22 protein-coding genes are annotated in these 26577 nt (G+C 72.9%); 7 read left to right on the plus strand and 15 right to left on the minus strand.

From position 1 onward, the window contains the following. Nucleotides 1-31: 31 nt before the first annotated feature. Entirely contained in the window at nucleotides 32-676 is a 645-nt protein-coding gene (locus ABZ452_RS29155) for a UbiX family flavin prenyltransferase (RefSeq protein ID WP_357949600.1), read from the minus strand. Between the two features lie 157 nt (nucleotides 677-833). On the opposite strand from ABZ452_RS29155, the gene ABZ452_RS29160 reads away from it, so the two are divergent. Next, entirely contained in the window at nucleotides 834-1790 is a 957-nt protein-coding gene (locus ABZ452_RS29160; RefSeq protein ID WP_357949603.1) for a terpene synthase, read from the plus strand. Between the two features lie 7 nt (nucleotides 1791-1797). Here ABZ452_RS29160 and mqnP read toward each other — a convergent pair whose 3' ends face one another. From mqnP to ABZ452_RS29175, 3 genes are all read right to left on the minus strand, one after another. Then, nucleotides 1798-2712, minus strand: coding sequence for a menaquinone biosynthesis prenyltransferase MqnP (mqnP, locus tag ABZ452_RS29165; RefSeq protein WP_357949606.1), 915 nt, complete (start codon nucleotides 2710-2712; stop codon nucleotides 1798-1800). After that, on the minus strand, nucleotides 2712-4172 hold the full coding sequence (locus ABZ452_RS29170) for a menaquinone biosynthesis decarboxylase (protein ID WP_357949609.1): 1461 nt from the start codon (nucleotides 4170-4172) through the stop codon (nucleotides 2712-2714). Before ABZ452_RS29170 ends, mqnP begins: the two co-directional genes overlap by 1 nt. Nucleotides 4173-4268: 96 nt before the next feature. Next, nucleotides 4269-4829 (minus strand): carboxymuconolactone decarboxylase family protein, encoded by a 561-nt coding sequence (locus tag ABZ452_RS29175; RefSeq protein ID WP_357949612.1) that lies wholly within the window; start codon nucleotides 4827-4829, stop codon nucleotides 4269-4271. A gap of 64 nt (nucleotides 4830-4893) precedes the next feature. Between ABZ452_RS29175 and ABZ452_RS29180 the strand changes: the two genes are divergently transcribed. Next, nucleotides 4894-5364 carry a MarR family winged helix-turn-helix transcriptional regulator gene (locus ABZ452_RS29180; protein WP_357949615.1) on the plus strand — a complete coding sequence of 157 codons (471 nt, stop codon included), beginning with the start codon at nucleotides 4894-4896 and terminating at the stop codon, nucleotides 5362-5364. Between the two features lie 53 nt (nucleotides 5365-5417). Further along, the gene (locus tag ABZ452_RS29185; protein ID WP_357949617.1) at nucleotides 5418-5636 is read left to right on the plus strand and encodes a hypothetical protein; all 219 of its coding nucleotides are present in this window, start codon (nucleotides 5418-5420) and stop codon (nucleotides 5634-5636) included. On the opposite strand, the gene ccsB is transcribed toward ABZ452_RS29185, so the two are convergent. Genes ccsB through hemL form a run of 6 tightly spaced genes read right to left on the minus strand, consistent with a single transcriptional unit; the run spans nucleotide 5621 to nucleotide 11649 of the window. Continuing rightward, entirely contained in the window at nucleotides 5621-6601 is a 981-nt protein-coding gene (gene ccsB, locus ABZ452_RS29190) for a c-type cytochrome biogenesis protein CcsB (protein WP_357949619.1), read from the minus strand. The two genes, ABZ452_RS29185 and ccsB, sit on opposite strands and share 16 nt — an antisense overlap. Beyond that, nucleotides 6601-8223: a cytochrome c biogenesis protein ResB gene (locus tag ABZ452_RS29195; RefSeq protein WP_357949621.1), complete on the minus strand. Its 1623-nt coding sequence runs from the start codon at nucleotides 8221-8223 to the stop codon at nucleotides 6601-6603. The genes ccsB and ABZ452_RS29195 overlap by 1 nt, the downstream gene beginning before the upstream one ends. After that, nucleotides 8223-9089 carry a cytochrome c biogenesis protein CcdA gene (locus tag ABZ452_RS29200; protein WP_357949624.1) on the minus strand — a complete coding sequence of 289 codons (867 nt, stop codon included), beginning with the start codon at nucleotides 9087-9089 and terminating at the stop codon, nucleotides 8223-8225. The genes ABZ452_RS29195 and ABZ452_RS29200 overlap by 1 nt, the downstream gene beginning before the upstream one ends. Next, nucleotides 9089-9661: a TlpA disulfide reductase family protein gene (locus ABZ452_RS29205; RefSeq protein ID WP_357949627.1), complete on the minus strand. Its 573-nt coding sequence runs from the start codon at nucleotides 9659-9661 to the stop codon at nucleotides 9089-9091. The genes ABZ452_RS29200 and ABZ452_RS29205 overlap by 1 nt, the downstream gene beginning before the upstream one ends. Next, nucleotides 9661-10308: a histidine phosphatase family protein gene (locus ABZ452_RS29210; RefSeq protein WP_357949629.1), complete on the minus strand. Its 648-nt coding sequence runs from the start codon at nucleotides 10306-10308 to the stop codon at nucleotides 9661-9663. Before ABZ452_RS29210 ends, ABZ452_RS29205 begins: the two co-directional genes overlap by 1 nt. A 3-nt stretch (nucleotides 10309-10311) precedes the next feature. Next, nucleotides 10312-11649, minus strand: a complete 1338-nt coding sequence (gene hemL / locus ABZ452_RS29215; protein ID WP_357949631.1) for a glutamate-1-semialdehyde 2,1-aminomutase — start codon at nucleotides 11647-11649, stop codon at nucleotides 10312-10314. A 151-nt stretch (nucleotides 11650-11800) separates the two neighbouring features. On the opposite strand from hemL, the gene ABZ452_RS29220 reads away from it, so the two are divergent. After that, the gene (locus ABZ452_RS29220) at nucleotides 11801-12133 is read left to right on the plus strand and encodes an STAS domain-containing protein (RefSeq protein ID WP_357949634.1); all 333 of its coding nucleotides are present in this window, start codon (nucleotides 11801-11803) and stop codon (nucleotides 12131-12133) included. 88 nt (nucleotides 12134-12221) lie between these two features. Here ABZ452_RS29220 and ABZ452_RS29225 read toward each other — a convergent pair whose 3' ends face one another. Both ABZ452_RS29225 and ABZ452_RS29230 read right to left on the minus strand, forming a co-directional pair. Continuing rightward, nucleotides 12222-13814 (minus strand): ABC transporter permease, encoded by a 1593-nt coding sequence (locus tag ABZ452_RS29225; RefSeq protein ID WP_357949636.1) that lies wholly within the window; start codon nucleotides 13812-13814, stop codon nucleotides 12222-12224. Beyond that, nucleotides 13811-14713: an ABC transporter ATP-binding protein gene (locus ABZ452_RS29230; protein WP_357949638.1), complete on the minus strand. Its 903-nt coding sequence runs from the start codon at nucleotides 14711-14713 to the stop codon at nucleotides 13811-13813. Before ABZ452_RS29230 ends, ABZ452_RS29225 begins: the two co-directional genes overlap by 4 nt. A 67-nt stretch (nucleotides 14714-14780) precedes the next feature. Here ABZ452_RS29230 and ABZ452_RS29235 point away from each other — a divergent pair, with 67 nt between their 5' ends. Continuing rightward, nucleotides 14781-15305 (plus strand): MarR family transcriptional regulator, encoded by a 525-nt coding sequence (locus tag ABZ452_RS29235; RefSeq protein ID WP_357949641.1) that lies wholly within the window; start codon nucleotides 14781-14783, stop codon nucleotides 15303-15305. A 4-nt stretch (nucleotides 15306-15309) separates the two neighbouring features. Here the strand turns inward: ABZ452_RS29235 and ABZ452_RS29240 are convergent, their stop codons facing one another. Both ABZ452_RS29240 and ABZ452_RS29245 read right to left on the minus strand, forming a co-directional pair. Further along, complete coding sequence (locus ABZ452_RS29240; protein ID WP_357949644.1) at nucleotides 15310-15867, minus strand: response regulator; 558 nt, start codon at nucleotides 15865-15867, stop codon at nucleotides 15310-15312. Further along, nucleotides 15864-20216 carry a HAMP domain-containing protein gene (locus ABZ452_RS29245; protein ID WP_357949647.1) on the minus strand — a complete coding sequence of 1451 codons (4353 nt, stop codon included), beginning with the start codon at nucleotides 20214-20216 and terminating at the stop codon, nucleotides 15864-15866. The genes ABZ452_RS29240 and ABZ452_RS29245 overlap by 4 nt, the downstream gene beginning before the upstream one ends. A gap of 182 nt (nucleotides 20217-20398) precedes the next feature. Here ABZ452_RS29245 and ABZ452_RS29250 point away from each other — a divergent pair, with 182 nt between their 5' ends. Next, entirely contained in the window at nucleotides 20399-22462 is a 2064-nt protein-coding gene (locus ABZ452_RS29250; protein ID WP_357949649.1) for a SpoIIE family protein phosphatase, read from the plus strand. Between the two features lie 307 nt (nucleotides 22463-22769). On the opposite strand, the gene ABZ452_RS29255 is transcribed toward ABZ452_RS29250, so the two are convergent. After that, nucleotides 22770-24362, minus strand: coding sequence for an FAD-binding oxidoreductase (locus ABZ452_RS29255; RefSeq protein ID WP_357949652.1), 1593 nt, complete (start codon nucleotides 24360-24362; stop codon nucleotides 22770-22772). Nucleotides 24363-24462: 100 nt separating this feature from the next. Here ABZ452_RS29255 and ABZ452_RS29260 point away from each other — a divergent pair, with 100 nt between their 5' ends. Then, complete coding sequence (locus tag ABZ452_RS29260; RefSeq protein ID WP_357949655.1) at nucleotides 24463-26577, plus strand: S9 family peptidase; 2115 nt, start codon at nucleotides 24463-24465, stop codon at nucleotides 26575-26577.

Consider the following 26577-nt stretch of genomic DNA (forward strand, 5'->3'; position numbering starts at 1 on the left):
TCCGGCTCGGTCCGCGTCCCGATCCGCGCCGTCAGGTCGGGTCGGGGTCCCGGCGGGTGACGGCCAGCTCACCGGACCAGCGGCGGAACAGCGTGTGCGGCACGCCGAGCGCGTCCAGCACCTTCCCGGCCACGAAGTCGACAAGTTGCTGGGCGGAGGCCGCCGCCCCCGCCCCGTAGAAGCCGGGGCTCGCCGGCAGCACCACCGCGCCGGCGTCGTGCAGCGCGATGAGATGTTCCAGGTGGCTGCGGGTCACCGGGGTCTCCCGGGGGACCACCACCAGGGGCCGCCGCTCCTTGAGGTTCACCTCGGCGGCGCGCTGCAACAGATCCTTGGACAGCCCGATGGCGATGCCGGCGCAGGCCGCCGTGCTGGCCGGGACGACGGCCATGCCGCGTACCCGGTAGGAGCCGCTGCTCGGGCCGGCGGCCAGGTCACCGGCGGGCCAGTGTCGCAGGTCCGCGTCGGCGAGGTCGCGGCCCAGCCAGGCGGCCAGGTCCTCGGCCCAGTGCCCGTCCCGGAACGGCCGGCCGGTCTCGTCGAGAATGGTCAGCCGGGCGGCCCGGGAGACGATCAGGTCCACCGCCTGGCCGGCGTCGAGCAGGCCCCGGACGACCGCGGCCGCGTACGGGGTGCCGGAGGCACCGGACACGCCGACCACCCATGGTTCGCGCATGCGTCAAGACTGCCTGGTCGATCCGGGCGGCGGGCGGCCACCCCGGCGCTGTGTCCCGCTTGTCCCGCGACCAGTGGCGTTGTCCACCGGGTCGGCGGACGTGCCGGGAACGTGGGATTCTTCCGTCGGGGATCCACGTCCATGGAAGGGACCGGTCATGACGGCGGCGGTGCTGCGGGCGTTGCGGTCCGAGTGTCCGATCCCATCCCGGCTCTCCCCGCACGCCGACCGGGTGCAGGAGTGGCTCGTCGGCCAGCTCGACCGGCTCGGCCTGCCGCTGGACCCGGCCATGCGGGAGCGGCTGGCCCGCGCCGGCTTCGCCCGCTACGCCGGTCGCCTCTACCCGGGCGCCACCGAGCCCGACCTGCGGGCACTGGCCGCCCTGTTCACCTGGTTCTTCCTGGTGGACGACGCCTGTGAGGGGCCGGACCGGCTGGCCCCGACGCAGATCAGGGCGTTGCGCGACGGCGCGCTGGCCCTGCTCCGGGAGGGCCCCCGGGCCCGCCATCCCGGGTTCTCCGGCCCGCTGCGCCGGCTCCTGGTCCAGGCGTGGCGGGAGCCGCGGCGTCGGATGCCGGCCCGCTGGCGGCTGCGCTTCGCCGACGCCGTGGCCGACCACCTCGACGGCGCCTGGCGGGAGGCGGTCGCCACCGTCGCGGGGCGGCCACCGGGCGTCGCCGAGTACGTGCAGCTGCGGCGGGCCACCTCGGCGGCGTACGTGTCGTACCCCCTGATCGAGTTCGCCGCCGGGCGGCCGCTGCCCGACGCGGTCTACCACCATCCCGCGCTGCGCCGGCTCGCCGACCTGGCCAACGACCTGCTGTCCTGGTACAACGACCTGGCCTCGCTGGAGCGCGACCGGGCCGGCGCCGGGGGCCACAACCTGGTGCTGGCGGTGGCCGCCGAGCGGGGCGTGCCGGTGCCGGCCGCGGTCGACCTGGTCGCCGCGCGCTGGCGCGCGGAGATGGCCCGCTTCGTGGCCCTGCGCGCCGCGGTGCCGTCGTTCGGGCCGGCGCTGGACGAGTCGGTCACCGCCCACCTCGACGGGCTGGCCAACGCGGTCCGCGGCACGGTCGACTGGACGCTGGAGAGCGCCCGCTATCCGGTCGGGTGACGTCCCCTCAGGGGCGCAGGCCGAGCCGGACCACCAGGTCCAGCAGGGCGAAGACGAACAGCGCGATGCCGACGAAACCGTTGGCGGTGAAGAACGCCCGGTTGACCTTGCTCAGGTCGGTCGGGCTGACCACCAGGTGCTGGTAGCCGAAGGCGACAGCGGTGAACGCGAGCCCGATCCACCAGAGCCAGCCGAAGCCGACCAGCGCGCCGAACCAGATGAACAGCGCGAAGGTCACCACGTGCGCGACGGTGGAGGCGTGCAGCGCGAAGCGCCGGCCGTACCGGGCCGGGACGCTGTGCACCCCGATCTCCCGGTCGATCTCGGAGTCCTGGCACGCGTAGATGAGGTCGAAGCCGCCGATCCAGAGGCCGACTGCCGCGCCGAGCAGCCAGGCCGGCCAGGAGCCGGCGAGGGTGCCGGTGACGGCCAGCCAGGCGCCGACCGGGCCGACCGCCTGGGCGATCGCCAGGATGGCGTGCGGCCAGTTGGTGAACCGCTTGCCGTAGGGGTAGACGACCAGCGGCACCACGGCGAGCGGGGCGAGCACCAGGCAGAGCGGGTTGAGCAGGGCGGCGGCGGCCAGGAAGACCACCAGCGCGACGGCCGCGCCGGTCCAGGCCGTCCGCACGCTCACCGCCCCGGTCACCAGTTCCCGGTTGGCGGTACGCGGGTTCCGCGCGTCGATCCGCCGGTCGAGGATCCGGTTGGCGGCCATGGCGAACGTCCGCGCGCCGACCATCGCCACGGTGATCAGCAGCAGGTCGAGCCAGCGCACCCGGCCGCCGTCGACCTGCATGGCGGTCAGCGCCGACAGGTACGCGAACGGCAGCGCGAAGACCGAGTGCTCGATCGCGACCAGCTTGAGGAACGACTTGACCCGGCCCGGGCGCTCCACGGGGACCTCGGCGACGGTGGCCATCAGATGCCGTACTCCTTCCAGCGCTTGTCGACCAGCGAGACCACCTCGGGCGACATGGTCATCTCCTCGGGCCAGCCCCGGGTGTAGCCCTCGGTGGGCAGCTTGCGGGTCGCGTCGAGACCCGCCTTGCCGCCCCAGAACTGCTGGTACGAGGCGTGGTCCAGGTGGTCCACCGGGCCCTCGGTGACCAGCAGGTCCCGGGCGTAGTCGACGTTGCCGAAGGCCCGGAACGCGACCTCGTTGTAGTCGTGCACGTCGCAGTCCTCGTCGACGATCACGATGAGCTTGGTCAGCGACATGAGGTGCGCGCCCCAGATCGCGTTCATCACCTTCTGCGCGTGCTTCGGGTAGCGCTTGCGGATGGAGACGATCGCGCAGTTGTGGAAGACGCCGGCGGCCGGCAGGTCGTAGTCGACGATGTCGGGGATCATCATCTTGAGCAGCGGCAGGAAGATCCGCTCGGTGGCCTTGCCGAGGCCGTGGTCCTCCTGCGGCGGCTTCGAGGTGATGATCGAGTGGTAGACCGGGTCGCGCTGCATGGTCATGGTCTCGACGTGCAGCACGGGGAACGGCTCGACCGGCGTGTAGAAGCCGGTGTGGTCGCCGAACGGGCCCTCGGGCAGCCGCTCGCCCGGCTCCAGGTAGCCCTCCAGCACCACCTGGGCGTGCGCCGGCACCTGCAACGGCACGGTCAGGCAGTCGACCATCTCCACCCGCTCGCCGCGCAGGAAGCCCGCGAACAGGTACTCGTCGATGTCACCGGGGAGCGGCGCGGTCGCCGCGTACGAGACGACCGGGTCGCAGCCGATGGCGATGGCGACCGGGAGCCGCTGGCCGAGCCGCTCGGCGACCGCGTGGTGGGCCGTGGAGTCCTTGTGGATCTGCCAGTGCATGCCGAGGGTGTTCCGGCTGTGCTGCTGGAGCCGATAGAGGCCGAGGTTGCGCTTGCCGGTCTCCGGGTGCTTGGTGTGGGTCAACCCGAAGTTGTGGAAGATCCCGCCGTCGCCGGGCCACACCTGGAGGCCGGGCAGCCGGTTCAGGTCGACGTCGTCGCCCCGGTAGACCACCTGCTGGCAGGGCGCGGTCTTGACCTTGCGCGGCGGCAGCGACTTGAGCTGCATGACCTTGCCGAGGCCGTCGCGGATGCCGGACCAGCCGACCGGCAGCTCCGGCTTGATCATCGCGCCGATCCGCTCGCCGATCTCGTCGAGCGTCTCGACGCCGAGCGCCATGGCCATCCGCTTCTCGGTGCCGAACAGGTTGATCGCCACCGGCATCTCGCCGCGGGTGGGCCGCTCGAAGAGCAGCGCCGGGCCGCCGTCGCGGACGGTCCGCGTGACCACCTCGCTGATCTCCAGCGTGGGGTCGATCGGGACGCTCACCCGCCGCAGCTCGCCCGCGGCCTCCAGGGCCGCGAGGAAGTCCTTGAGATCGGTGTACGGGAAGCCACGAGCCGCCATGCCCGCCAGTCTCCCGCACGGCTTCCCGCACTGCCCACGCCGGGTCGGCGTGACGGCTGTGTGCCTGCCCACCCATCCGTGCGCCGGCCCGGCCGGTCAGGCGGCCGGCTCCCAGGCGTACGCGGCGAGCGGCGGGTCGAGCGGCGCCCCGGTCAGGCGGTTGGCGAAGGTCGAGATCGTGTACGTCCCGACGCCGAGCACCACGTCGAGCGCGTGCCGGGTCTGCCAGCCGGCGGCCAGGAAGGCGTCCAGCCCGTCGTCGGGGACGGCGCCCCGGTGGTCGAGCACGGCGACGGTGAACCGGCGCAGCGCCTCCAGGCGCGGGTCGGGCAGGGCGGCGCCAGCCCGGAGCGCCTCGATCAGTTCGGGCGCCGCGCCGTGCCGGGTGAGTGTCGCGGTGTGCATGGCCACGCAGAGGTGGCACTCGTTGCGGGTGGCGACGGTCAGCACCACCACCTCACGTGCCACCGGATCGAGGTCGGTGGACTCGAAGACGGCGTTCGCGGTGAGGAAGCCCTTGAGCAGTTCGGGCGACTCGGCCATGAGGGCCACCGCGCCGGGCAGGTGACCGAACTTGCGGTGGATGTTGGTCATCGTGGGGCGGGCGGCGGCGGGTGCGGTGTCGGGGGTGTGGGCGGTGAAGGCGGGCCGGGACATGACGGGTACCCCTCGCGTAAGATAGTCAACGTGGTTGACGAAACAGTAAACGAGGTTGTCGAACATGGCAACACCTGACCGCCCGGGCTTCGCGCTCCCGCTGCTCCTGCTCGCCGGCTTCCGCGCGCTCATCGACGACCTGCACGCCGAACTGGCCCGGCAGGGGCACCACGAACTGCGCCCGGCCCACGGCTTCGTGCTCCAGGCCGTCGGCCCCGCCGGCACCACCGCCTCCGACCTCGGGCAGCGCCTCGGCGTCTCGAAGCAGGCGGCCGGCAAGACCGTCGACCGCCTGGTCGCGCTCGGCTACCTGGAACGCGCCGACGACCCCGCCGACGCCCGGCGCAAGCTGGTCCGGATGACGGCCAGGGGCCACGACGGGCTCCGCCGCTCGGCGATCGTCTTCGACGAGCTGCGCGACCGCTGGGTGGCGACCCTCGGGGCCGACCGGGTCGCGGCGATCGAGGACGACCTGCGCCGGATGGTCCCGGCCGACGTCTTCCGCCTCGACGTCCCCGGCTGGTTCGGCGCGTGACAAACATCGTCGCGCCTTGACCTCTCACCAGGGTCGGCGACGACGATGACGGCATGGACGACGCGTACGTGGCGGGTGACCCGGACGGGCTCAGCCGCCTGCAGGCCGAGATCCGGGACGCGGTGGCCCGCGAACTGCACGCCCAGTTCGCGCTGCGGGCCGACCGCCTCGACCTGGCCGACCTCCCCGAGGTGGCCTACCAGATCACCCTGCGCGTCGACGGGGTGCTGACCGCCCGCCGGTCGGGGCGGGCGGGTCAGACGCCGGCGTAGGAGTGCAGGCCGGTGAAGAAGAAGTTCACCCCGAACAGGTTCATGAGCATGGTCAGGAAGCCCACCACCGAGATCCAGGTGGCCACGTTGCGCTTGACGCTCGGGGTGGCCCGGGCGTGCAGGTAGCCCGCGTAGACCACCCAGGAGATGAACGCCCAGGTCTCCTTCGGGTCCCAGCCCCAGGCCCGGCCCCAGGCCGCCTCGGCCCAGATCGCACCCGCGATCACCGCGAAGGTGAAGACGGGGAAGGCGAAGGCGTGCAGCGTGAAGGTCAGCCGCTCCAGGCCGGCCGCCGCCGGCAGCCGCCGGGCCAGGGTGTACGGGAAGCTCCGCTTCCCCTGCTCCCAGCCGGCCCGCATCAGGTAGCCCACGGCCGGCACCACGCCCAGCAGGAAGATGCCGGAGGCGAAGATGATCGTCGACACGTGGATGATGAACCAGTAGGACTGGAGCGCCGGCATCAGCGGCACGACCTGCACATAGAGCTTCAGCTCGGCGAACGCCAGCAGCAGCACCATGACCAGGGTCAGGAACAGCCCGAGCCGGCGCAGCGATGGCTGCTTCCAGAGCACCGCGAGCCAGGCCGCCGCCCCGATCCAGGTGACGGTCAGCACGAACTCGTACATGTTGCCCCAGGGCATCCGCTCCGCGGCGAGGCCGCGGGTGACCACCGCGCCCAGGTGCAGCGCGGCGGCGAGCACGGTGATCCAGGCGGCGATCCGCCCGGCCAGCGCGGCCCGGGCGGCGGAGCGGCCGGCACGGGCCGCGTCCGTGGTGGCCGGTCCGGCCGGCTCCTCGACCGTCCCGCCGGGGCCGCCGACGCCGGCGCCGACCAGCTCGCGAGCCGGGGCCGCCGCCGGCACCTTCCGGGCGTTGCCCAGGGCGAACTCGACGGCGTGGCTGATCATCGCGACCAGGTACGCCAGGATCGCGAACGTGACCAGCTGGTCGGAGAGTGCGGACATCACTCGTCTCCTTCTCGCGCCCGCCGGTCGTCCCGCCCGTCGTCGCTGACCGCGGCGACGAGCTGTGCGAACTCATCGGCGAACCCTGGGTGCTCGGTGCGCGGCAGCCCACCGGCCTCCACCAAACTACTACCGCTCGTCGGAGATCCACCCACCGGGGGCGAAACCCGGAACCAGACCCGCCGCCGCCGGGCGAAGAGCGAGCCCATGAGCCCGAGCAGCAACGTCCCGCAGGCGACCAGCATCATGGTCTGCCCGGGGGCGTGCCGGACCGAGACGGTGATGTACGGCTTCGTGCCGACGAACTCCAGCGTGCTGCCGTCGTCCAGGGTCCACTTCTCGCCGGGGCGCAGCAGCTTCTCACCGATCTGCTTGAGCTTGCCGTTGGCGACCTGCCCCTGGTCGAGCTTGTAGACCGAGCCGGGGATCCCGGCGTCCAGCCCCAGGTTGCCCCGGTACGCCGCCAGCACCACGGCGGGGTTCCGCTCCGCGGGGAACTGGGACGCGACGAACGGTGCGCTGTCCGGTGCGGTGGGCAGATAGAGCCCGTCGAAGGCGACCTGCTGGTCGGGGGCGCGCTTGCCGGTCTTCGGGTCGACGTTCGCGTCCGGGAAGGCGGCCACACCCTCCTCGGTGGCGTTCTGCTCACCGCTGCGCAGGAACGGCGCCGTGCTGGTCTGCGTACGGCCGTACCTGTCGGTGTACCTCAGGATCGGCGCGTACCCGTTGCCGAGCAGGTAGACGTTTGCCGAGTCGAGCCGCAACGGCGAGTTGACCGAGAAGCCGGCGGTCCGCGTCGACCCGTCCTCCAGGTGGTCCACGGTCACCGTGGCCCAGTAGCGGGAGGCCTGCCCGGACGCCAGGTAGTCCGCCTCGAACCGGTCGAGGGTGAGGCAGAACGGCGGCAGGTCGGCGCTGTCGACGCGCGGACCGAGCGACGCCTCGGCGTACTGCTGGCGGGTGTTGCAGAAGGCGTTGTCCGCGCCGGACACCAGGATCCGGTTGCCGTGCCAGCCGTACCAGGAGCCGAGCGCGACCCCGAGCAGGACGGCGACCAGCGAGACGTGGAAGAGCAGGTTGCCGGTCTCCTTGAGGTAGCCCTTCTCGGCGGAGACCTCGTTGCCGCGGACGGTGACCCGCCAGCGGCGGCGGCGCAGCACCGCCGCGATCGCCGCGGGGTCGGCGGCGGCCGGGGCCTCCAGCACGGCGTGCTGGGGCAGCCGCTCCAGGCGCTTCGGCGCGGCCGGCGGCCGCATCCGCAGGGCGCGGGCGTGGTCGCGGGCCCGGGGCAGGACGCAGCCGACCAGCGAGGTGAACAGCAGCAGGTAGATGGCGGAGAACCAGACCGAGCCGAAGACCTCGAACATGCCGATCTGGTCGAGCCGGGGCGCCAGGTCGGGGTGGTCGACGAAGTACTGGTTGACCTTCTCCGGGTTGACCCCGCGCTGCGGCAGCACCGAGCCGGGGATGGCGGCGATCGCGAGCAGGAAGAGCAGGATCAGCGCCGTACGCATGCTGGTGAGCTGCCGCCACGAGTTGCGCAGCAGGGCCAGCACGGGGTTGACCCGGCGCCGGGGCGCGCCGGCGGGCGGCGCGGCCGGCCGGTCGTCCACGGTCGTCATCAGATGCTCACCTCGCCCACGCCCACGTGCGTCTGCAACCAGATCACGAAGTCCTGCCAGCCGCCGGTGACCAGCGCCACGCCGATGAGGATCAGCAGCGCGCCGCCGATCCGGGTGACCCAGCGGCTGTTGCGCCGGACGGCGCGGAACACCCCGAGCAGGCGGTGGAAGCCCAGCCCGAAGACGACGAACGGTACCCCCAGCCCGAGGCAGTACGCCACGGCGAGCAGCACGGCCCGGTCGGTCCGCCCGTCGACGGTGGCCATGCCGAGCACCGCGCCGAGGGTCGGGCCGGTGCACGGCAGCCAGCTCAGCGCGAAGACCGCACCGAGGACGGGGGCGCCGAGCAGCCCGGCGGCGGGGAGCCGCCGGATGCGGAACTCGCGCTGCATTCCGGGGACCACGCCGAGGTAGCCGAGGCCGAGCACCACGACGAGGGCGCCGATGACGATCTCCAGCGTGCGCTCGTGCGCGAAGAGGAGCTTGCCGACGCCGGAGAAGAGGATCGCGGTGGCGGTGAAGACCGCGGTGAAGCCGGCGATGAAGAGCATGGTGCCGGCCAGCACCCGCCCCTTCACGGCGGCGACCGGGCGTGCCGCCGGGGGCGCCGCGACCGCCACGCCGCTCGCTCCGCCTGCGGCGTCAGCAGGGGCGGCCCCCTCCTCCACCGGAGGCGTTACCAGGGAGCCCTTCCTCTCCCGGCCCTCCAGGTCCGCCCCGGCCAGCCCGGTGACGTACGACAGGTAGCCGGGCATCAGCGGCAGAACGCACGGGGAGAGGAAGCTGACCAGCCCGGCGAGTGCCGCGGCCCCGACGGCCAGCAGCAGCGGGCCGGACTCGGCGAGCTGGCGGAAGGTCTCGCCCATCAGCGGGATCCGGCGTCGGGCTGCTCGGCCGCGATCCGCTCGACGACGGGCTGCAGCTCGTCCCGGGTGATCGCCCGGCGGATCACCACGGCGACCCGGCCGTCACGATCGAGGACGACGGTCGCCGGGGTGGTGTTCGGCGGGATGTCGAAGTTGAGCGCCTGCCGGCTGGCCGGGTCGAAGAGGCTCGGGTAGGTGACCCGCCCCTCCTCGAAGGCGATCGCCTTGTCCTTGCTGTCCTGCACGTTGATGCCGAGGAAGGTCACGCCGGACGCCTTGGTGGCCTGGTAGGCGGCCTCCAGGTCGTCGGCCTCCGCCCGGCAGGGCGCGCACCAGGAGCCCCAGAAGTTGACCACGACGACCTGGCCACGGGCCTCGGCGATGTCGTAGCTGCCTCCGGTCAGCAGCTCACCGCTCACCTTCGGGGTCTTCGACCGCTGCTCGGGGGCGCAGGTGATGGTGACGCCGTCGCTCGCGCAGCGGCTCTCCTCGCTGCCGGAGGAGCAGCCGACCAGCGCCGTCACGGCGGTGACGGCGGCGAGCAGGGCGGCGGCGAGCCTCCGGCTGGACATCAGGCTCCCTTGGCCGTCCGGGCGGTCGGCGAGATCGAGACCAGGTGGGCCGCGGGCTCGGAGTAGCCGATGCCGACGATCTTGGCACCGTCGAAGTGGAACGAGGTCAGGCTGGCCAGGCCGCACTGCCGCTTGCGCGGGTCGTGCCAGAGCCGCTTGCGCTCGACGTGGCGGCGCAGGGTCCAGATGGGGAGCTGGTGGGAGACGAGCACGGCCTCCCGCCCCTCGGCCGCGACCCGGGCGGCGTGCAGCGCCGCGAACATCCGCTCGGCGATCACCCGGTAGGCCTCGCCCCAGGACGGGGTGACCGGGTCGCGCAGCACCCACCAGTTACGCGGGTCGCGGAACGAGCCGTCGCCCGGGGAGACCTTCTTGCCCTCGAACCAGTTCGCGCTCTCGATCAGCCGCTCGTCCACCCCGACCGGCAGGCCGAACTGGGCGGCGATCGGCTCGGCGGTCTGCTGGGCCCGCTCGAGCGGGCTGGCCACCACGTGCACCACGGTGCGCTCGGCGAGCGCCTGGGCGGCCGCCTTGGCCATCTGGACGCCCAGCTCGGAGAGGCGGAAGCCGGGCAGCCGGCCGTAGAGGATGCCGTCCGGGTTGTGCACCTCGCCGTGCCGCAGCACGTGGACCACCGTCTCGCTCACTTGCTAACCCCCGTGTCCTGCCGCTGCCGCCGCGGTCGCCGCCTCCGGAAGGGCCGCGGCGATCTGCTCCAGCGCGGCGTCGTCGATCGCCGCTGACACGAACCACGACTCGAACGCGCTCGGCGGCAGGTAGACGCCGGCGGCCAGCATGGCGTGGAAGAACGCCTTGAACGCGGGCACCTGCTGGGTGCGGGCGCTGTCGTAGTCCGACACGTCGGCGTCGGTGAAGAAGATCGAGAACATGTTGCCCGCGTACGAGAGGCGGTGCGGGACCCCGGCGGCGGCCAGCGCCTCGGTGGCGAGCTTGCCCACCGCGGCGGCCGTCTCGTCGAGGCGGCGGTAGAGCGCGTCGTCGGCCAGCCGCAGCGTGGCCAGGCCGGCGGCGCACGCGAGGGGGTTACCGGAGAGGGTGCCGGCTTGGTAGACCGGGCCGGCCGGGGCCAGCTTCGCCATGATCTCCGTGCGCCCGCCGAACGCCGCGGCGGGCAGGCCACCACCCATGACCTTCCCGTACGTCCACAGGTCGGCGTCGGACGGGTCGAGGCCGTGCCAGCCGGCGCGGGAGACCCGGAACCCGGTCATCACCTCGTCGACGATCAGCAGCGCGCCGTGCGCGTGGGCGATGCGGGCGAGCTGCTGGTTGAAGTCGCCGCGCGGGGCGATGACGCCCATGTTGCCGGCGGCCGCCTCGGTGATGATCGCCGCGATGTGGGGGCCCTCGGCGGCGAAGGCCTCCTCGACCGCGCGCAGGTCGTTGTACGGCAGCACGATGGTGTCGCCGGCGGCGGCCCCGGTCACGCCGGGCGAGTCGGGCAGGCCGAGGGTGGCCACGCCCGAGCCGGCGGCGGCGAGCAGCGCGTCGGAGTGGCCGTGGTAGCAGCCGGAGAACTTCACGATCTTGGCGCGGCCGGTGAAGCCGCGGGCCAGCCGGATCGCCGACATGGTCGCCTCGGTGCCCGAGTTGACCATGCGGACCTGCTCGACCGGGGTCCGCGCGACGATCTCCGCGGCCAGGTCGACCTCGCCCGGGGTCGGGGTGCCGAAGCTGGTGCCGAGCGCGGCGGCCTCGCGCAGCGCCTCGACCACGGCCGGGTGGGCGTGACCGAGGATCAGCGGGCCCCAGGAGCAGACCAGGTCGACGTAGCGGCGACCGTCGGCGTCGAAGAGCCAGGGACCCTCCCCCCGGACCATGAAGCGCGGGGTGCCGCCGACGGCACGGAACGCGCGCACGGGGGAGTTGACCCCGCCGGGCACGATGGCCTTGGCGCGGTCGAACAGGGCCTCGGAGGCCGGGGCGTCGACCGGGTAGCGGCCGGATCCGGCGGAAAAGGTAGCGCTCACGATGCCGCCATTGTGTCAGCGCCGGGCGGCTGATCGGCAGGCACCCCGCGCCGAGGGTTACCGGGCTCACGCCCTCATCCGTTCGGCACGGGCCAGCGACCGGCGGGTCGCTCGACGGGCCCGTTGGTCGAGATCGCGATAGGCTGACCGGGTGGATCGTGCCGAACTGTCCATCACGCTACACCGGACGGGTGACGAAGCCGTGCTTCGCCTCGCCGGTGAGATCGACATGCTCACGGCCGCCCAGCTGTCGACGGTCGTCAACGAGGTGCTGGCCGAGCCCCCGCCGCGCGTCGTGCTCGACATGGGCGGGGTCACCTTCTGTGACAGCCAGGGCCTCGGCACCCTCGTGGTGCTCAGCCGCAAGGCCAGTCACGCCCAGAGCCTGCTGGTCCTGAGCAACGTCGGCGACTTCCTCCTGAGGGTCCTGGACATCACCGGCCTCCGCTCAGCCCTGATGATCCGCAACGAAACGGCCCCCTGACCCGCCCCCCTCTCGCGTTGATCATGAAGTTGACGGCGATGTGGATCTCCACAGGTGCCGCCAACTTCATGATCGACGAGGCGGGCGGTCAGGTGACCGGGACGTCGCGGCGGCGGAAGGTGGCCAGGCCGGCTGTTGCCAGGGCCAGGGCCACGATGGCCAGGGCCCACAGCGGGGTGGCGCTCCAGGTGTCGCGGAGCACCTGCGGGGTGTGCGTGAACGGGGACAGGTCCAGCAGCCACTGGTCGAGTTCGAGCACCGCGCCGAGCTGGCCGAGCAGCACGCAGACCGCCAGCACCGCCCAGGCCACCGGGGCGAGCCGGGGCAGCAGGCCGTAGAGCAGCACGGCGAGCCCGGCCAGCACCCAGGCGGCCGGCGCCTGGGCCACCCCGGCGCCGAGCATCCGGGGCAGCTCCCGCGGCACGTCGTGCACGCTCAGCCCATATGTCAGGCCGGTGGCCAGACCGGTCACGGCGAGTACCACGACCGGGCCGACCAGCGCGAACACCACGTGCGACAGCAGCCAGGTGGAGCGGTGCGTGCCGGTGGCCAGCACCGGTTCGGCGTGCCCGGCGGACTCCTCGGCGCGCATCCGCAGCGCGGCCTGGATGCCGTAGCCCGCCGCGGCCAGCCCGGCCAGGCTGAGCGTGGCGCCCAGGTAGGCGTCGGCCAGGCCGGACGCCCCGCCGATCCGCTCCATGATGTCCTCCAGCTGCTGGTTCCCCTCGACCGAGCGGCCGGCCGCCTGCGCGGCGCCACCGAGGATCAGCCCGAGCAGGCCGAAGCCGACCGACCACCAGAGGATCTGCCCGCGGTGCAGCCGCCAGGCCAGCCCGAAAGGACCGGCGAGCCCCCGGCCCGCGGTGGCCGGCCCGAGCCGGGGCGGCAGCACCCCCGCGCCCAGATCACGACGCACCGAGACCGGGTACGCGACGGCGGCGAGCAGCGCCGACGCGACCAGCGGCAGCGCCAGCACCCACCAGCGCTCCCCCTCGAACGGCCGGATCCGGGCCGCCCAGCCCAGCGGGGAGAGCCAGCTCGGCCAGTCGTTGGCGGCGGTGTCCCCGACCATCCGCAGCGCGAAGGAGGCGCCGAGGACGGCGATCCCGATCCCCCGTGCCCCGCCCGCGGTCTCGGTGAGCTGGGCGGTCAGCCCGCCGAGGGTGGCGAAGACCACGCCGGTGAGCGCCGTGCCGAGCCCGTACGCGTACGAGCCGGCGGCCGGCAGCCCGGTGGACGCCAGCCCGGCCGCGGTGAGCAGGCCGAGCAGCAGGTCGGCCACGTACGTGACGAGCAGCGCGGCGGTCAGCCCGGCGTGCCGGCCGAGCACCCCGCCACCGAGCAGTTCCCGCCGGCCGGCCTCCTCCTCCACCCGGGTGTGCCGGACGACGGTGAGCAGGCTGGCCAGCGCCACGATGACCAGCAGGAAGCCGCCGCGCTGGGCGGTCAGCGCGCCGACGCTCTCCCCGTAGACCGGGCCGAGCAGCGCGACGATCGAGGGGTTGCGGGCGGTGCCGGCGGCGTACGCGGCCCGCTCGGCGGCGGTCGGGAACAGCTCGAAGAAGCTTGTCGCGTAGGTCATCGGCAGCACGGCGAGGATCAGCACCCAGAGCGGGAGCAGGAGGCGGTCCCGGCGCAGGCCGAGCCGGGCCAGCTGCCACGTGCCGGCGAGCGTGCTCATCGGGTCAGCTCCTCGGGGACCGCCTCGTAGTGCCGCAGGAACAGCTCCTCCAGCGTCGGTGGCGTGCTGACCAGGCTGCGGACGCCCAGCTCGGTGAGGCGCCGCAGGGCGGTGTCCAGCGCGGCGGTGTCCACGTCGAACCGGACGCGGTTGCCGTCCACCCGCAGGTCGTGCACGCCGGCCAGGTCGGCCAGCCCGTTCAGCGGGGCGGTCACCTCGGCGTCGATCGAGGTGCGGTGCAGGTGGCGCAGCTCGGTGAGGGTGCCGGACTCGACGGCCCGGCCGTTCCGGATGATCGTCACCCGGTCGCAGAGCGCCTCCACCTCGGCCAGGATGTGGCTGGAGAGCAGCACGGTGCGGCCGTCCTGCTTGGCCCGGCGTACCCAGTGCTGGAAGACCTCCTCCATGAGCGGGTCGAGCCCGGAGGTGGGCTCGTCGAGGATGAGCAGCTCGACGTCGGAGGCGAGCGCGGCCACCAGGCCGACCTTCTGCCGGTTGCCCTTGGAGTAGGCCCGGCCCTTCTTGCGCGGGTCCAGCTCGAAGGACTCCAGCAGCTCGGCCCGGCGCTTCGGGTCGAGCCCGCCGCGCAGCCGGCCGAGCAGGTCGATCACCTCGCCGCCGCTCAGGTTCGGCCAGAGGGTGACGTCGCCGGGCACGTACGCGAGCCGGCGGTGCAGGGCGACGGCGTCCCGCCAGGGGTCGCCGCCGAGCAGTCGGACGGCCCCCGCGTCCGCCCGCAGCAGACCGAGCAGCACCCGGATGGTGGTCGACTTGCCGGAGCCGTTGGGCCCCAGGAAGCCGTGCACCTCGCCGGCGCGGACGGTCAGGTCGAGTCCGTCGAGCGCTCGGGTCCGGCCGAAGGTCTTCACCAGGCCGGACACCTCAATGGGAGTTTCCATACTTCGGAAGCTACGCTCGTTTCATAAACTTGTGAAGACAGTGAGATCTGAGAGACGATCGGATGCGATGAGCACCGAGGAGATGACGCCGATGACCCCACCCCGCCCGGACGAGGAAGAGGTCCACCTCTTCGTGGAACGGATGGCGATGGCCTTCGCGGACGTCGGCTTCCCCCGGATGGCCGGCCGGGTGCTCTTCACCGTGATGAGCGCGGACGAGCCGCTCACCGCCGCCGAGATCGGCGAGCGGCTGGGGGTCAGCGCGGCGGCCGTGTCCGGCGCCGTGCGCTACCTCACCCAGTTCGCCATGCTGGTCCGCGAGCCCGTCAAGGGGTCCCGACGGGACCGCTACCGGATGCCGGCCAACCCCTGGTACGAGGCCACCATCACCAAGACCGGCCTCTACAAGAACTTCATCGACATCGCCAACGGCGGGGTGGACGCCCTGCTCGGGCGGGACACCCCGGCGGGCGAGCGGGTGGCCGAGATGCGGGACTTCTTCCTCTTCGTACAGGAGGAGATCGACGCCCTCGGCGAACGGTGGCGGGCCCGGCGCGCCGCGACGGGACACGGCGACCGGGCCGACGCCTGAGCCCTCAGGAGTTGTTGCCCCAGCGGGCCTGCTCCAGCAGGTCCACCGCGCGCTCCCGGGACTCCGCGTCGTCCTCCGCGCGCAGCAGCGCGGTCGCCTCGTCCACCGCGTCGGTGAGCACCCGCCACTGGGCGTCGCGCTCCCGCACCAGGTCCGACTGGGCGGCGAGCTGCCGGGTCTTCACCCACAGCTCGACGAAGACCGACACCTTGGCCCGCAGCACCCACGGGTCGAACGGCTTGGTCAGGTAGTCGACCGCGCCGACCGCGTAGCCCCGCAGGGCCAGCTGGGCGTCCTTGTCGGCGGCGGTGAGGAAGATGATCGGCACGTGCCGCGTCCGCTCCCGCCGCTTGATGTGGGTGGCGGTCTCGAAGCCGTCCATGTCCGGCATCTGGGCGTCCAGGAGGATCACGGCGAAGTCGTCCACCAGGAGTTGCTTGAGCGCCGCCTCACCGCTCTCCACGGCGACCGACTGCACCGGCAGCCCCTGGAGGATCGCCTCCAGGGCCATCAGGTTCTCCCGCCGGTCGTCCACCAGCAGCGCCTTGGCCATCTGGGTCACGGAGTCTCCTCGCCTCGGCTCCGGCCGATCCAGGACGCCATCAGCTCGATCAGCTCGTCCAGGTCCACCGGCTTGGTGATGTAGTCGCTACCCCCGGCCGCGATCGCCGACTCCCGATCGCCGGGCATCGCCTTCGCGGTCAGGAACACGATCGGCAGGTCCGCGAAGCGGTGGTTGCGCCGGATCTGCGCGGTCGTCTCGTAGCCGTCCTGGTCCGGCATCATCGCGTCCATCAACACGATGTCCACCTCCGGATGCTCGGCCAGTTGGCGGACGCCGTCCGCCCCGTTGTCCGAGTACAACACGGTCATACCGTGAAGTTCCAACGCGGAGGTCAGCGCGAACACGTTCCGGACGTCGTCATCGATGATCAGAACGGTCACGCCCTCCAGCCGGCGGGTCGCCGGGGTCTCCTGCGGCTGCGGCAGCTCCATGGGCATGAGCAGGGACGACGGCAGGCCCGCGCGCTGCGGCGAGGGCGGGGCCGGCGCCACCACCGCGTCCGGCGCCAGCACATCGGGTACGAAGAGAGTGAACGTCGACCCCTGCCCGGGCGCGGAGGACACGGTGATCGTGCCGCCGAGCAGGCGGGCCAGATCCCGGCTGATCGACAGGCCCAGGCCCGTGCCGCCGTAGCGCCGGCTGGTGGTGCCGTCGGCCTGCTGGAACGCCTCGAAGATCAGCGAGAGCTTGTCGTCCGAGATGCCGATGCCGGTGTCGATCACCGTGAACGCGATGACCTGCCGGGCGTTGGTCAGCGCCGGCACGTCGAAGACCGCGTTCTCGGCGGCCGGCGCGATCCGCAGGGTCACCGCGCCGTTGTCGGTGAACTTCACCGCGTTGGAGAGCAGGTTGCGCAGGATCTGCTGCAACCGCTGGGCGTCGGTGACCAGCGCCGGCGGCAGGTCCTTGCTGATCCGCACCTGGAAGTCGAGGCCCTTCTCCTCGGCCTGCGGCGCGAACGCCTGCTCGACGTAGCCGCGGATCTCCGAGAAGTGGATGTCGGTCGGCTCCACGTCCATCCGGCCCGCCTCGATCTTCGACAGGTCGAGGATGTCGTCGATCAGCGAGAGCAGGTCCGACCCGGCGCTGTGGATGGTCCGGGCGAACTCGATCTGCTTCGCGCTCAGGTTCTGCTCCGGGTTCTCGGCGAGCAGCCGGGCCAGCAGGAGCAGCGAGTTCAGCGGCGTACGCAGCTCGTGGCTCATGTTGGCCAGGAACTCCGACTTGTACGCCGACGCCCGGGTGAGCTGCTGCGCCTTCTCCTCCAGGCCGAGCCGGGCCAGCTCGATCTCCCGGTTCTGCGTCTCGATGTTGGTCTTCTGCTCGGAGAGCAGCTTCGCCTTGTCCTCCAGCTCGGCGTTGGTGCGCTGGAGCTCCGCCGACTGCTCCTGCATCTCGTGCGCCAGCCGCTGCGACTGCGCGAGCAGTTCCTCCGTACGCCGGTTGGCCTGGATGGTGTTGACCGCCACGCCGATGGTGAGCACGAGCCGCTCCAGGAACGCCAGGTGCAGCTCGGAGAAGGTGGTCACGCCGGCGAACTCGATCACGCCGAGCAGTTCGCCCTCGAAGAGGACCGGCAGCACCACAAGGTCGGCCGGGGGCGTCTCGGCCAGGCCGGAGCGGAGCACCAGGCGCCCGTCGGGCTGGGTGTTGACCCGGATGGTCCGCCGGGACAGGGCGGCCTGCCCGACCAGCCCCTCGCCCGGCCCGAAGGTCACGTCGTGCCCGCGGGCCACGTAGCCGTAGGAGGCGGTGAGCCGCAGCCGCATGCTGCCCTCGGAGCTGTCCGCCAGGAAGAACGCGCCGAGCTGCGCGTCGACCAGCGGGGTCACCTCCATCATGATCATGCGGCAGACCTCGCCGAGGTCCCGCTGGCCCTGGAGCAGGCCGCCGATGCGGGCCAGGTTCGAGTCGAGCCAGCCCTGCTCGGCGTTCTTCTTGGTCGTCTCCCGGAGGGTGACGATCATCTGGTTGATGTTGTCCTTCAGCTCGGCGACCTCGCCCTGCGCCTTCACGCTGATCCGCTGGGTCAGGTCCCCCCGGGTCACCGAGGTCGAGACCTGGGAGATGGCCCGGAGCTGGGTGGTCAGGGTCGAGGCGAGCTGGTTGACGTTCTCGGTGAGGTCGCGCCAGGTGCCGCTGACCCCCTTCACCTGGGCCTGGCCGCCCAGCTTGCCCTCGATGCCGACCTCGCGGGCCACCCGGGTGACCTCGTCGGCGAACGACGAGAGCTGGTCGACCATGGTGTTCACGGTGTTCTTCAGCTCCAGGATCTCGCCCTGCGCGTCCACCGTGATCTTCTGCCCCAGGTCGCCCTTGGCGACGGCCGTGGTGACCGAGGCGATGTTCCGCACCTGGCTGGTCAGGTTCGACGCCATCGAGTTCACGTTGTCGGTCAGGTCCCGCCAGGTGCCGGAGACACCCTTCACCTGCGCCTGACCGCCCAGCTTGCCCTCGGTGCCCACCTCGCGGGCCACCCGCGTCACCTCGTCGGCGAACGACGACAGCTGGTCCACCATCGTGTTGACCGTCGACTTCAGCTCCAGGATCTCGCCCTGCGCGTCCACCGTGATCTTCTGCGACAGGTCACCCTTGGCCACCGCCGTCGACACCTGGGCGATGTTCCGCACCTGGGCGGTCAGGTTCGACGCCATCGAGTTCACGTTGTCGGTCAGGTCCCGCCAGGTGCCGGCGACGCCGCGCACCTGGGCCTGGCCGCCCAGCTTGCCCTCGGTGCCCACCTCACGGGCCACCCGCGTCACCTCGTCGGCGAACGACGACAGCTGGTCCACCATCGTGTTGACCGTCGACTTCAGCTCCAGGATCTCGCCCCGGGCGTCGACAGTGATCTTCTGGCTCAGGTCGCCCTTGGCGACGGCCGTGGTGACCGAGGCGATGTTCCGCACCTGGCTCGTCAGGTTCGACGCCATCGAGTTCACGTTGTCGGTCAGGTCCCGCCAGGTGCCGCTCACACCCTTCACCTGGGCCTGACCGCCGAGCTTGCCCTCGGTGCCCACCTCACGGGCCACCCGCGTCACCTCGTCGGCGAACGACGACAGCTGGTCGACCATGGTGTTCACGGTGTTCTTCAGCTCCAGGATCTCGCCCTGCGCGTCCACCGTGATCTTCTGCGACAGGTCACCCTTGGCCACCGCCGTGGACACCTGCGAGATGTTCCGTACCTGGCTGGTCAGGTTGCCGGCGAGCTGGTTCACGTTCTCCGTCAGGTCGCGCCAGGTGCCGGAGACCCCGCGCACCTGGGCCTGACCGCCCAGCTTGCCCTCGATGCCCACCTCACGGGCCACCCGCGTCACCTCGTCGGCGAACGACGACAGCTGGTCCACCATCGTGTTCACGGTGTCCTTCAGCTCCAGGATCTCGCCCTGCGCCGCCACGGTGATCTTCTGGGAGAGATCGCCGCGGGCCACCGCCGTGGACACCTGGGCGATGTTGCGGACCTGGCTGGTCAGGTTCGACGCCATCGAGTTGACGCTGTCGGTCAGGTCCTTCCACGTGCCGGCCACGTTCGGCACGTCGGCCTGGCCGCCGAGCTTGCCCTCGGTGCCCACCTCGCGGGCCACCCGGGTCACCTGCTCGGCGAAGAGCCGCAGCGTGTCGGTGAGATAGTTCATGGTGTCGGCCAGCTCGGCCACCTCGCCGCGCGCGCCCACCGTGATCTTCTGCGACAGGTCGCCCTTCGCCACCGCCGTCGCCACCTGCGAGATCGACCGCACCTGACCGGTGAGGTTCGACGCCATGGTGTTCACCGAGTCGGTGAGGTCCTTCCAGGTGCCGGCCACGCCGCGGACGTCCGCCTGGCCGCCCAGCTTCCCCTCGGTGCCCACCTCACGGGCCACCCGCGTCACCTCGTCGGCGAACGACGACAGCTGGTCGACCATCGTGTTCACGGTCCGGCCGATACGCAGGTACTCACCGCGAAGCGGCCGGCCGTCGATCTCCAGCGCCATGTGCTGGGACAGGTCGCCGTCGGCCACCGCCACGATCACCCGGGCGATCTCCGTGGTCGGGCGGCCCAGGTCGTCGATCAGCGAGTTGACCGCCCGCTGCCCCTCCGCCCACGAGCCGTCCAGGCCCTCGTCGTCGAGCCGCTCGGTGAGCCGGCCGTCGCGGCCGACCACCCGACTGATCCGGCGCAGGTCCAGGTGCTGCCGCTCCTGCAGCGACACCACGTCGTTGAAGGAGTCCGCCACCTCGCCGGCCAGGCCGGCGCGTCGGGGCAGGCGGACCCGGAGGTCGCCGCGACGGACCCGTCGCAGCGCCTCGACCAGCTCACCGAGGAGTACCTCGTGGTCGTCCCCGGCTACCGCTTGTTTCGCCGTGGTCATCAACTTCCTCGCTCAGCTCGGGGGCCATCAGGCTCGTGCCGACACGCGGCCATCAGACCATTCTGCCGCGTGTCACGTCGAGGCCACGGGCTCCGGCCGCACGCCACGCCCGATCCGTCCCGCGCCGACCGGATCGGCGGAGCGGCTTGGCACCCGGGGCGGCGGCGGTGGAGGATACGAAGGTGTCAGCGGAGGCGGGGCCGCCCATGAACGGCGGCGCGGACGAGCACATCCGGCGGGTCCGCCTCCCCGCCGACCGGCGCACGCCCGCGGCGGCCCGGGCGCTGGTGCGGTCCGCGCTCGCCGAGGCGGACCTGCACGAACTGCTCAACGAGGCACTGCTGCTCACCACCGAGCTCACCACCAACGCGGTGGAGCACGCGCGCACCGAACTGGACATCGAGGTCGAAGCCGACCCGGCCGGGCTCACCGTCACGGTCACCGACTTCGCCTCCGGCCCGGTCGACGAGCTGATGGTCGGCGTCCGGAACACCACCTCCGACATCGCCGAGGTGGCCGAACGCGGGCGCGGGCTGCTGCTGGTCGACCACTTCGCCAGCCGGTGGGGCACCACCTACCTGCCCACCGGGAAGGGCGTCTGGTTCCGGCTCGACCGGCCCGACCTCGACGCGGCCACCCGGCCGGCCGAGGCCCGTGCCCCGCTCACCACCTCCGCCCCCACCGGCGGGGGCACCCCGAGCGCCGCCGCGATGAGCGAGCTCATGCAGACCACCCCCGACCCGTACGCGGACGACCCGCTGCCCGAGTTCGCCGCCGGGCTGCTCACCCGGGTCGCCGAGATGGTCGGCGCGGCCGGCGGCGTGGTGCGGCTCGACCGCGGCGACGGGCAGGGCAGCCAGGTGCTCGCCCGCTACGGCCGGCAGCCCCGGGAGGGCAACGAACTGCTCCGCGTCCCGCTCGCCGTGCACCGCCCGTACGCCGGTGAGCTGGAGCTGGACGCGGCGCCCTCCGCGTACGCCCGGCCCCTCGCGGTGCTGGCCGCCGAACGGCTCTCCCTGCACCTGGAGAACGACCGGCTGCGCCGCGCCGACGTACGCCGGTCGGCCTGGCTGACCTTCCTGGCCGAGGCGAGCGAGCTGCTCGCCCAGTCGCTGGACGTCGAGCTGACCATGGCGCTCGTCCCGCAGCTCGTGGTGCCCCGGCTCGGCCAGTGGTGCGCGGTGCACACCAGCGACGAGTGGGGGCGGCTGCGGCTCGCCGCGGCCAGCCACGCCGACGAGGCGGTGCTGCCGCAGCTACACCGGGTGCTCCAGGAGACCGGGCCCGACTCGATCCAGGCCCGCCTGCGGGAGGCGTCCCGCAGTGCCGCGCAGGTGCCGCTGAGCGGGCCGATGGAGGGCTTCGCCGTACCCCTGATCGCCCGCGGGCAGCGGCTCGGCACCCTGGCCGTGGGCCGCCACCAGCGGCACCGGCACGACCCCGACGAGGTCTCGGTGCTGGAGGACGTCGCCCGGCGGGCCGCCCTGGCGATCGAGAACGCCCGGATCCACGCCGAGCGCCGGCGGGTCGCCCAGACCCTCCAGCAGTCGCTCCTGCCGCCGGTGCTCCCGGTGGTCGAGGGCATCGGCTTCGCCGCCGAGTACGTGCCCACCGGCGACGACGCCGAGGTCGGCGGCGACTTCTACGACGTGGTGCCGCTGTCGGACGGCCGGTGGCTCGTGGTGGTCGGCGACGTCTCCGGCAAGGGCGTCCAGGCGGCGGCCGTCACCGGGCTGGTCCGGGACGTGATCCGGGTGCTGGTCGGCGACGGCAAGCCGCTGCCGGAGGTGCTCGGCCGGCTCAACGAGACGCTGGTCGAGCGGGGCGGCGGCCGCTACTGCACGCTGGCGCTGGCGGCCGTCGGCCCGGGCGACGGCGACCAGCTCGACGTCTCCCTGCACCTGGCCGGGCACGACCGGCCGGTCCTGCTGCACGGCGGCGGTGGGGCGGGCTTCGTGGGCACCGGCGGCACGGCCCTCGGGCTGCTCGACTCGATCGCCACCCCGACCGCCGAGATCGCGCTGAAGCCGGGCGACGCGCTGATCTTCTACACCGACGGTGTCACCGAGCGGCGGCGCGGCCGGGAACTGTTCGGCACCGACCGCCTGCGCGAGGCCGCGGCACCCCTGGCCGGCTACTCGGCCGACGTGGTCGCCGCCCGCCTCCGCGCCACGGCCATCGCCTTCTCGGTGGAACCCCCACGCGACGACATAGCCGTCCTGGTCCTCCGCAACGACGCCCTGTAACTCGTCCCCACCGCCGCCCTCCCTGCCCGCCTCCTCCTGCTCCCTCTCCTCCTGCCCCCGTTGATCATGAAGTTATTGCCGATTCTTGTCCGATTCGTCGGCAATAACTTCATGATCAACGAGGCGGGCCCGGGGCATAGGGTGCCCGCTGCCACCGACGCGGTGTTGACCAAGAGGTTTGCGTCGGCGAGTGGTCGGATGGTGACGCAAACCTCTTGGTCGACACGGAGACGCGCGAGGAGACGGGAGACGCGCGGGCGAAACGCGCGGGGACGCTGGGGCGCGGGAGGACCTGCCGGGGGTGGGGTTACAGGCCGCCGGGGAGGCGGCCGGGGGACAGGCGGTGGTGGGGGTCGAGGTGGGCCTTGGCCGTGCGGAGGCGGGGCAGGGTGGGCAGTTCACCCCAGAGGTCGACGGCGCGGCGGACCGGCGCGGGAGCGGAGACCACCACGCAGCGGCCCTGGCGGGCCAGAAGCACGCCCCGGACGGCGGCGAGGATCGAGGCCACCCGCTCGGGCGGCAGCGAGCCGGGCAGCGCGGCGTGCACGGCGCCGATCCCGGCCGAGCCGCGGACCGGGACCGGGGTGCCGGCCGCGTCGCGCAGCGCGTAGACGGCGGCGTGCAGGTCGTTGATCGGCACCTCGATCCGCAGGGCGGTGTCGCCGGGGGCGAACGGGTAGCGGCCCCACCAATCGGGTGCGGCGTGGTTGATCACGGCCTCGGGGCCGAGCAGCGCGACGAGCCGATCGACGCGTTCCGCCACGTCGGCGGGGCCGCCCTCCAGGAGCACCACGAGGCTGCCCGCGGCGGCGGGCCGCCCCGGGCGCCCGGTCACCGCCGGGTGATCGGGCCGGTTGGCCACGGACGGGTGGGACGCGGGGATGCGCCGGCGCGGCAGCGACACCGGCACCGGCAGGTCCAGCTCGACGGCCGCCGGGTCGAGCCGGGCGGCGAGCACCGCCCGGACCAGGTCGTGCACCTCCAGCGGGGTCCACACGGGACGGGACACCCAGACCCGGCCGGCCGGCACGGCCTGCACCCGCATGGTGGCCGAGACCAGCACCCCGAGGCCGCCCTGCGAGCCGCAGAGCAGCCGGGCCACGTCGAGCCCCAGCACCTCGGCCGCGCCGAAGACGGCCGCCGCGCCACCCAACGCGGCACCGCCCGGCGCCGCACCAGCCAACTCCCCACCGCTCGGCGCGGCACCACCCAACGCCGCACCGCCCAACGCCGCACCACCCAACCCCGCACCACCCGACACCGCACCACCCAACCCCGCACCGCCCAACGCGGCGCCACCCGGTGCCGTGCCGCCCAGCGGCGGGCCGGCGCGGCCGAGCAGCGCGGTGCCGGGCTCCCCCACGCTGACCAGTTCGCCGTCGGCGTCGAGGTAGCGCACCCCGACAAGCTGGGCGCACGGGCTGCCGTGCCGGTGGCGCAGCGGGCCGGCCTCGTCGGCGGCCAGCACCCCGCCCAGCGTCGCCCCCGGGGAGGGCGCGTCGACCGGGAGGCGCCGGCCGGTGCGCTCCAGGGTGGCCTGCACGGCCCGCAGCGGGGTGCCGGCACCGATCTCGGCCACCGCGGAGGCCTGCGGCTCGTGCCAGATCCCCGCCAGCCGGCCGGTGTCGAGCATGATGTCGACCTGCGCCGGGGCGGCGCCCCAGTCGATCTTCGTGCCGGCGCCGCGCGGCACCACGGTCAGATCGTGCGCCGCGGCCAGCCGCAGCACCTCGGCCGCGGCGTGCGGGCCGCCCGGCACGGCCACCCAGCGGGCCGTGCGGCCGGCCACCTCGTCGGCCGGGCCGGCGAAACGTGCGAACGCCGGACCGCAGATCTCCGCCAGCTTCCGGGTGATGTCGAGGGCTCCGGGTCGATCGGTGGAACGCGCTGCAGCCGCCATGGCGGTTATCGTACACATGTTCGAAAGACTTGCCGGCGAGTCGCCGCAACTCGGCGGCGCACGGCCGCGGCGGCGGCCCGGCGGCCGGTAACGTGACGCCGTGACCACCAAGACCCGCGACCAGGAGCCGTCGCCCGTGCCCGTCGCCAAGCGCGTTCCGGCCGACCGGACCCACCACGGCGACACCGTCGTCGACGAGTACGCCTGGCTCGCCGCCAAGGACGACCCGGACACGATCGCCTACCTGACCGCGGAGAACGCGTACACGGAGGAGCGCACCGCCCACCTGGCGGGGCTGCGCGAGGAACTGTTCGAGGAGACCCGCCGGCGCACCCAGGAGACCGACCTGTCGGTGCCGACCCGCAAGGACGGCTACTGGTACTACACCCGCACGGTCGAGGGCCAGCAGTACGGCGTGCAGTGCCGCCGGGCCGTCCGCGACGGTGAGACCACCCCGCCGGTCAGCGCGGACGGCGCCCCGCTCGACGGCGAGGAGGTGCTGCTCGACGGCAACCGGCTCGCCGAGGGGCACGACTTCTTCTCCCTCGGCGCCTTCGACGTCAGCCCGGACGGGCGCTGGCTGGCCTACTCCACCGACTTCTCGGGCGACGAGCGCTTCACGCTGCGGATCAAGGATCTGCAGACCGGCGAGGTGCTGCCCGACGAGATCCCGGACACCTTCTACGGCACCGCCTGGGCGAGCGACGCCTCGACGCTGTTCTACGTGACGGTCGACGACGCCTGGCGGCCGAACCGGGTCTGGCGGCACGCGGTGGGCACCCCGTCGGGTGAGGACGTGGTGGTGCACCAGGAGGACGACGAGCGGTTCTGGGTGGGCGTCGAGCTGACCCGTTCCGAGCGCTTCGTGCTGATCGACATCCACAGCAAGGTCACCAGCGAGGTACGGGTCATCCCGGCCGGCAACCCCACGGGTGAGCCGGCCGTCGTGGCGCCGCGGCGGCAGGGCGTCGAGTACGCGGTGGAGCACCACGGGCACCGCTTCCTGATCCTGCACAACGACGGCGCGGAGGACTTCGCGCTGGCGTACACCTCGGCGGACGCGCCGGGCGACTGGACGCCGCTGATCCCGCACACCCCCGGCACCCGGCTGGAGGCCGTCGACGCGTTCGAGAACCACCTGGTCGTCTCGCTGCGCAGCAACGGGCTGACCGGGCTGCGGGTGCTGCCGGTCGGCGGTGGGGACAGCTTCGACATCGACTTTCCCGAGCCGCTCTACAGCGTCGGCCTCGACGCCAACCCGGAATACCGCACGGCGGAGGTGCGGCTGCGCTACACCTCGCTGGTCACCCCGGACTCGGTCTACGACTACGACCTGGTGACCCGGCAGATGGTGCTGCGCCGGCGGAAGCCGGTCCGGCCCGGCCCGGACGGGCGCGAGTACGACCCGGCCGACTACGAGCAGCACCGGGACTGGGCGCTCGCCGACGACGGCACGCGGGTGCCGATCTCGCTGGTCTGCCGCAGGGGCACCCCGCGCGACGGCTCCGCCCCCGCCGTCATCTACGGCTACGGGTCCTACGAGGCGAGCATGGACCCCTGGTTCTCCATCGCCCGGCTCAGCCTGCTCGACCGGGGCGTGATCTTCGCGGTGGCGCACATCCGCGGCGGCGGCGAGTTGGGCCGCCACTGGTACGACGAGGGCAAGCTGCTGGCCAAGAAGAACACCTTCACCGACTTCGTGGCCTGCGCCCGGCACCTGGTCAAGGCCAGCTGGACGGCGAGCGACCGGCTGGTCGCCCGGGGCGCCTCGGCCGGCGGCCTGCTGATGGGCGCGGTGGCCAACCTCGCCCCGGACGCGTTCGCCGGCATCGTCGCGCAGGTGCCGTTCGTGGACGCGCTCACCTCGATCCTCGACCCGTCGCTGCCGCTCACGGTCACCGAGTGGGAGGAGTGGGGCAACCCGCTCGACGACCCCGAGGTCTACGCGTACATGAAGTCGTACACGCCGTACGAGAACGTGACCGAGGTGGACTATCCGGCGATCCTCGCGGTGACCAGCCTCAACGACACCCGGGTGCTCTACCACGAGCCGGCCAAGTGGATCGCCCGGCTGCGGGCGGTCGCCCCGCAGGGCGACTACCTGCTCAAGACCGAGATGGGTGCCGGCCACGGTGGCCCGAGCGGCCGGTACGACGCCTGGCGCGAGGAGGCGTTCGTCAACGCCTGGACCCTGGACCGGGTGGGCCGCGCCTGA

The sequence above is a fragment of the Micromonospora sp. NPDC005707 genome (genome assembly GCF_040631005.1).
Taxonomy (GTDB): domain Bacteria; phylum Actinomycetota; class Actinomycetes; order Mycobacteriales; family Micromonosporaceae; genus Micromonospora.